The sequence below is a fragment of the Streptomyces sp. genome (assembly GCF_050698815.1).
Taxonomy (GTDB): domain Bacteria; phylum Actinomycetota; class Actinomycetes; order Streptomycetales; family Streptomycetaceae; genus Streptomyces.
Genome location: NZ_JBOHCV010000380.1, coordinates 1 through 6,382, shown reverse-complemented (window position 1 = coordinate 6,382; position 6,382 = coordinate 1). Strand labels below are relative to the sequence as shown.

Annotated in this window: 7 protein-coding genes; 3 read left to right on the top strand and 4 right to left on the bottom strand. The window is 72.1% G+C overall.

The window, feature by feature from the left end; genetic code table 11:
* Window positions 1-2,017, bottom strand: a 2,017-nt coding sequence (locus tag ACRDP3_RS13905) for a nitrate- and nitrite sensing domain-containing protein (protein WP_431517233.1), incomplete at its 3' end; no start/stop codon positions are given.
* Between the two features lie 437 nt (window positions 2,018-2,454).
* Here ACRDP3_RS13905 and ACRDP3_RS13900 point away from each other — a divergent pair.
* Window positions 2,455-3,315: a protein phosphatase 2C domain-containing protein gene (locus ACRDP3_RS13900; protein WP_431517232.1), complete on the top strand. Its 861-nt coding sequence runs from the start codon at window positions 2,455-2,457 to the stop codon at window positions 3,313-3,315.
* On the opposite strand, the gene ACRDP3_RS13895 is transcribed toward ACRDP3_RS13900, so the two are convergent.
* Entirely contained in the window at window positions 3,309-3,794 is a 486-nt protein-coding gene (locus tag ACRDP3_RS13895) for a MarR family winged helix-turn-helix transcriptional regulator (protein WP_431517231.1), read from the bottom strand. The two genes, ACRDP3_RS13900 and ACRDP3_RS13895, sit on opposite strands and share 7 nt — an antisense overlap.
* A gap of 192 nt (window positions 3,795-3,986) precedes the next feature.
* Between ACRDP3_RS13895 and ACRDP3_RS13890 the strand changes: the two genes are divergently transcribed.
* Window positions 3,987-4,847, top strand: a complete 861-nt coding sequence (locus tag ACRDP3_RS13890; RefSeq protein ID WP_431517230.1) for a lysozyme — start codon at window positions 3,987-3,989, stop codon at window positions 4,845-4,847.
* A gap of 193 nt (window positions 4,848-5,040) precedes the next feature.
* On the opposite strand, the gene ACRDP3_RS13885 is transcribed toward ACRDP3_RS13890, so the two are convergent.
* Complete coding sequence (locus tag ACRDP3_RS13885) at window positions 5,041-5,247, bottom strand: hypothetical protein (RefSeq protein WP_431517229.1); 207 nt, start codon at window positions 5,245-5,247, stop codon at window positions 5,041-5,043.
* A 234-nt stretch (window positions 5,248-5,481) separates the two neighbouring features.
* Here ACRDP3_RS13885 and ACRDP3_RS13880 point away from each other — a divergent pair, with 234 nt between their 5' ends.
* On the top strand, window positions 5,482-6,162 hold the full coding sequence (locus ACRDP3_RS13880) for a hypothetical protein (protein WP_431517228.1): 681 nt from the start codon (window positions 5,482-5,484) through the stop codon (window positions 6,160-6,162).
* Between the two features lie 6 nt (window positions 6,163-6,168).
* Here the strand turns inward: ACRDP3_RS13880 and ACRDP3_RS13875 are convergent.
* On the bottom strand, window positions 6,169-6,382 hold a 214-nt coding region (locus ACRDP3_RS13875; RefSeq protein ID WP_431517227.1), incomplete at its 5' end, for a hypothetical protein.

Genomic DNA, 6,382 nt, shown 5'->3' with positions numbered 1-6,382 from the left:
GGACCGCGACGACCGCGGCGATGCCGCCCTGCCGCTGCTCACGCAGCTGCACCCGCAGCCCGTGCCGGGCGGCGAGCCGGGCGACCACGTACAGGCCCATGCCCAGCCCGGCGTCCGGCCCTATGCGGTCCGCCGTCTCCATCGGCGGGGGCTCCTGCCCGTCCGCCGCGCCCAGGCGCGCGTTGAGCGCCGAAAGCCGCCTGCCGGTGACCCCGATCCCCTCGTCCTCGACCGAGAGCATGATCTCACCGCTCTCCAGCAGCCAGCCGGAGAGCCGGACCTCGGCCTCGGGCGGAGAGAAGCTGGCGGCGTTGTCGAGGAGTTCGGCCACGAGGTGGCTCAGGTCGTCGGCGGCGTAGCCGGAGACCTGCGCGTGCGGGGGCAGCGTGCCCAGCTCCACGCGCTCGTAGCGCTCGATCTCACTGATCGCCGCCCGCAGCACGTCCAGCAGCGGTACGGCCGTGACGCTCGGCGAGGTGACGTGTTCGGCTCCCGCCAGCAGCAGCAGGTTCTCGCTGTACCGCCGCATCCGGGTCGCCAAGTGGTCGAGCCGGAAGAGGGTGCTCAGCCGGTCGGGGTCGCTCTCTTCCTCTTCCAGGCCCTCGATGACGCCCAGTTGCCGTTCGATGAGGCTCAGGGTGCGCATCGAGAGGTGCACGAAGGTGCTGTGCACGGCGCCGGGCAGGGCGTCGAAACGTTCCTTGAGTTCGGCGAACTCGCCGCGCAGCCGGTCACGTTCGACGGTGAGCGTGTCCTTCGCGCGGACCAGGTAGGTGTTGTCGGCCTCGGCCTCGGAGGCGCGCTCCTGTACGGCGACGGCGGTCTCGCGCAGCTGGTTCAGCGCCCGTACGGTCTCGGCGAACTCGTCGTTCCTGCCGTGATAGACCACCGGTCCCTCGCCCGCCGGGTCCTGGGCGAGCCGCTTCGAACCGCGCATGAGCACAGACAGCGGGCGGGCCATGGAGCGGGCCGTGTGCACGCTGATGCCGACCGCGATCAGGAGGCAGCCGGCGACCAGGGCGATGTGCAGTTCCAGTGCGGTGACGTCGTCGTCGCGCAGCTTCTCCAGCCGCCGCAACTCGTCGGCGGCGAAGGAGGACCGGACGCCGCGCATGCCGTCGATGCGTGCCGAGAGGGTGGTGTCGATGCGCTCATGGCTCATCGCACGGTCGGTCCCGGAGAGGTACGGCTGGTCGGTGAGGCGCTGCAAGTAGCGCTCGGCGACGGCGACGTCGGTGCCGGTGACGGTCTTGGCGTAGGTCTCCCGGGCGGGCTTGCCCGCGGTCTCGTCGAAGTCGGCGAGAGCGGCCTGCTCCCGTACGTGCGCGCGCTGCGCCTCGGCGGTCAGGTCGTGCTGCGGCCCCTTGCCCGCCAGCGAGCCGCGCAGCAGGCCGCGGGTGGCTGACGCCTGTCCGACGGCGCGGCCCAGATCGGGCAGAGCGGAGGCCGTACCGGCGTCGGCGGACGCGGTTTTCACCTCCTGAGCGCGGGCCGGGAGCGCGCGGGCCGCGCCTTCGCTGACGTCCTGCAGGGTGCTGATGGTCCCGGTGTAGGCCTCGAAGACGTCGCGCGCCGTACCGTGCCCGCCGAGCGCCTGCTGCCGGATGTGCGGCAGCTTGCCCAGCGCCCGGCGCACCGGGGTGGGCGCGGTCTCCCTGATCTCGCCGACCTGCCGGTCGACGCGGGTCCGCTGCGCCTCGGTCAGGCCGGCGCCGTCCCGGCTGGTCCGGCCGGCGCCGACGTACTCGACCATGCCGTCGCGCTCGTCGGCCAGGGCGTGGGAGAGGGCGACGGCCCGCTTGTCGAGCTCCGCACGGTCGACGAGCTGCTGGGATTCGCCGATGTTGTCGGAGGCGGTCAGCAGCGCGGGCGTACCGGCGCCGATGACGGTGAGGGCGCAGACGGCGACGCAGACCAGCAGCCGGTTGCGCACCCGCTCGCGGCGCGGCGCGGGGACGGCCGGGCCGGCAGGGCCCGGCTCCGGGCTGCCCTGGGCCGGGCCCTGACCGGACGTCATGGTCCGGGGGTCACCCGGTTCGGCCGGTTTCCGCAGTAGCTTCGTCCGCACCCGTGCTCGCAATCTCGTCGGTGCCTGCCCCGGATCCAGCGGGGTGGCGCAGTCCAACCTCGTGTCCCGGCAGCGCACCCCGCCCCGTGTACGACGTCCGAGCCTTCCAGCACGGATGAGAGGCGGGTGACGATCTCCTGCCGGGCCACCCGAGCGAGTGAACATCACTCGGGAGTTGGCGAACAACTCCCGTCGCGCGAGCCCACCACCCCGGTTGCGCAGACCGGTTGGAAAACCACCGGTTGTCCTGGCAGGATGCCCCGCCGCAGATTTCCGGAGGCTCCCATTCCGGTCCAACTCCGGCATCACGCACCACGCCTGACCTGGCCATAGGACCGCGGGCGTGGACCGCGCGGCCGCGCTCCGGCTCCGGCAGACTGGCGCCCATGCGGATCGAGATGACCAGCGAGCCGGGAGATCCCGGACGCCCCAACGAGGACTACGCGTCGGCGGCACTGCCCTCGTCGGGCCAGGGTGGCGCGGTGGTGGTGCTGGACGGGGTGACTCCGCCGCCCGAGGACGTCGGCTGCGCACACGGGGTGCCCTGGTTCACGGCCCGGCTGGGCGGGGCCATGCTCGAACTGTCGGGCTCACGCCGGGATCTGGAACTGACCGGGTGTCTCGCGGCAGCCATCGCCCGTACCGCCGACGCCCATCGTTCAACCTGTGACCTTTCTCACATCCGTACGCCGCAGGCGACCGTCGTCGCGGTGCGCTGGGGCGAGGAGTCCGTCGAGCACCTTGTCCTGTCCGACTCGGCGCTGCTGCTGGAGCGCGCCGACGGCGCCGTGGACCCGGTGCTCGACCCGCGGCTCGGCGAACTCCCCGAGCACCTGCGCGCGTTGCGACAGCGGGTGCGCGCGCTGCCGAGGGACACCCCCGAACGGACCGCTGCCCGCGCGGAGTACGCCCGCGCGGTCGAGGCGCTGCGCAACGCGGCCGACGGCGACGGCTTCTACACCGCCGCCGCCGACCCCACCGTCGCGAACCGGGCGGTGACCGGCAGCACGCCCCGCGCGGACCTGCGGGCGCTGCTGGCGCTGACAGACGGGGCCGCACGGTGGACGGAGACGTTCCGGCTGGGCGGCTGGGCAGAACTCTTCGCGCTCGTACGGAAGGAGGGAACGGGCACGCTGGTGGCCCGGGTACGGGAGGCGGAGGCCACGGACCCGGACGGCACGCGGTATCCGCGCGGGAAGGCGCGCGACGACGCCACAGCCGTCTTCGCCGCTGTGGGGAGTCACTGATCCGGAGGCTGGGCGCCGGTCTCCGAGAGCCCGTTGAGCCGGTGCAGCAGCCGGGCCAGCTCGGCGATCTCGCCGCGGTCCCAGGCCGCCAGCTTGCGTACGTACTCCCCGCGCCGCGCGTCCCGCACCACCGTGAAGCGCTCGCGGCCCTCCGGGGTCAGGTGCAGCAGCGAGGCACGCCCGTCGGCGGGGTCGGGGGCACGGGTGATCAGGCCGAGCCTCTCCAGCACGCCCAACTGGCGGCTGATGGTGGCCTTGCCGACGCCGAAGTAGGCGGCGAGGTCGGTGGCCCGCTGCGGACCGCCGTCCTCCAGACGGACGAACAGCCCGTAGGCGGCGGGCTCCAGTTCGGGGTGCACCTCGCGGGCCAGCTCGCCGGAGAAGGACCGGGCGCGGCGCAGGAACACCGTTAACTCGCGTTCCAGGTCGAGAAATTCGGGTGGGTACTTCCGCACGGACTCGTCCACTTCTGCGCCCACTCCCTAGGTTTCCGTGCGGAAAGTTCCTGCCACTGACGGCGATCGTCGCAGCTCCGTCAGTATTTCGCAGGTATGGACCACCGGCGGTCAACGACTCTCTTCCACGCTTTCACCTCCGCGCGTACGGTCTACGTGACATGTCCACACCAGTGACATGCCGCCCCACCCCCACCCACGGTTTCGGAGGCAGCGATGCCCAGTAACGGATCCGGCACGACCCGCCGCAGACGCGGAATCCTCACTGCGGCCGGGATGTTCGTCTCGGCGCTCGCTCTCGTCCTCACCGCCCCCGGCGCGGCGAGCGCGGCGGGCACGGCACCCCAGGACCACCGGCCCGTCAAGCCGGGTGAGGCGTCGATGGGTGTGGGTGTGCGGATGCACGAGGGCGGCGACCCCACCGACGGCACCCCGCCCGAGAGCCTTGCCGCGACCGTTCACGGCGTCGATGTGAGCAGCCACCAGGGGAACGTCAGCTGGTCCACGCTGTGGGGCAGCGGCGTGCGCTTCGCCTACGTCAAGGCCACCGAGGGCACCACGTATGAGAACCCCTACTTCGCCCAGCAGTACAACGGCTCCTACAACGTCGGCATGATCCGTGGCGCGTACCACTTCGCCCTGCCGAACAACTCCAGCGGCGCCTCGCAGGCCAACTACTTCGCCTCGAACGGAGGCGGCTGGAGCGGGGACGGCAAGACCCTGCCGGGCGTGCTCGACATCGAGTACAACCCCTACGGCGCCACCTGCTACGGGAAGAGCCAGAGCGCGATGGTCAGCTGGATCCGGGACTTCACCGACACCTACAAGGCGCGCACCGGCCGCGACGCGGTGATCTACACGACCACCGACTGGTGGACCACCTGCACCGGAAACAACGGCGGCTTCGGCAGCACCAACCCGCTGTGGATCGCCCGTTACGCCTCCTCGCCCGGCACGCTGCCGAACGGCTGGGGCGTCCACACCTTCTGGCAGTACACCTCCACCGGCCCGACCGTCGGTGACCACAACCAGTTCAACGGCGCGATGGACCGGCTCCAGGCACTGGCCAACGGGTAACGACCTGGTGCGCGATGGAGGGTGGATCAGCGAGCGGCGTCATGCGGCTTCGGATCCAAGGCGGAGGAGGGAGGCGACGCGGTGGGGGCACCTCCCACGCCGTCCAGGCTGTGGGGGAGTCGTCGACCGACGACAACGCGGGAGACGGAGTCGCAGGGCGTCGCGAGCCCGCCCGCTATCGCACACCAGGTCGTTACCGTCGCGGGGCGCCGCCGAGTGGCACGTCCACCCCGGTCAGCTGGGCACGGATGCCCTCCTTCGCGACCGAGATGCCGCGTAGCCGCACGTCCCCCGGCACGTCGGGCAGGCGCTGCGACAGCGACAGCTTCTCCGCGAGCTTCGGTTCCTCGATCTTCTTCAGCCCCGCGACAAGACCCGGGTCGATGCCGATCTTCTCCACCCCGTTCAGGCCCGGGCCCTGCTCCCGGTCCGTGTTCCGGTCCGGGTCCGGGCCGGGTCCCGCCGCGAGCGCCTCGTAGGGGTTGGACCTGGCCGAGAGGTGTGGTTCCGGTGCGGCGGGTGAGGGCCAACTCCTCGTAAGGATTCGGTCTCCTCGTAAGGATTCGGTGCCGCCCGTATCCGACCTGTGGAACTTGTCGGTGGTCCGTGAGGGCTCATCGCCTCATGCGAACACATGGTCGGCGCTCGCTCCAAGCCCGTCGGCGGCGCGGCGACGGCCTCCGGCACGCCGACTGCTACCGTCATCGCCGGTGCGGGCGGACATCACGAGAGGCGGCGGCGCACGGTGGCAGGCAGCAGCAGCGGCGGCAGCGCCGGAGCGGTCGTGGCCGGGCTGACGGCGGCGGCCTTCGCCGTCGTCGGATTCTTCGCCTACCAGGCGAGCGCCGCCCAGGACCGCGCCGAGGACCGCACTCCCAGCGCCTCCGGATCCCCTTCACCGGGCCCCTCCGAGAGCCCGGCGAAGACGAACGAGAAGGCTCTCCCCACACCCTCGGGCAACGGCGAACGCGTGGTCTACGCCCTGGAGCGGCGGCGGGTCTGGCTGGTCGGCGCGAACGAGAAGGTGCGCCGCACCTACCGGGTCGGCGCGAGCAGCGTCGACCCGAAGCCGGGCAGCTACCGGGTCGAGTCACGGTCCTCGCAGGTCACCGGCTCCGACGGGGTGCCGGTGGAGAACGTGGTCCGCTTCGCGACGGTCCGCGGCACCACGGTCGGGTTCAGTGCGGCGCTGAACGGGTCGATGCCGCGGCAGGACCCGGAGCGGCAGACCGGCGGCATCCGCGAACGCCGGGCGGACGGCGAGGCGTTGTGGCTGTTCGCCACGATCGGCACCGAGGTCGTCGTGGTCCCGTAGGGACCCTCAGGCCGCGTCGTGCTCCGGACGTCCCGGCACCGTGCCCGGACCACCTCGGCCGACGGCACGCTCCACGCCCTCCGCTTCATCGGACGGCGGCTTCGAGACCGCGTCCGCGGCGGCACACGACGCCAGCAGCTCGCGCATCGACACCGCGGAAGCCGATCGGCCCGGCGTGCCGTGCTGCTGCTCTCGTTCCTCGGCCGGCATGGGTCCCTCC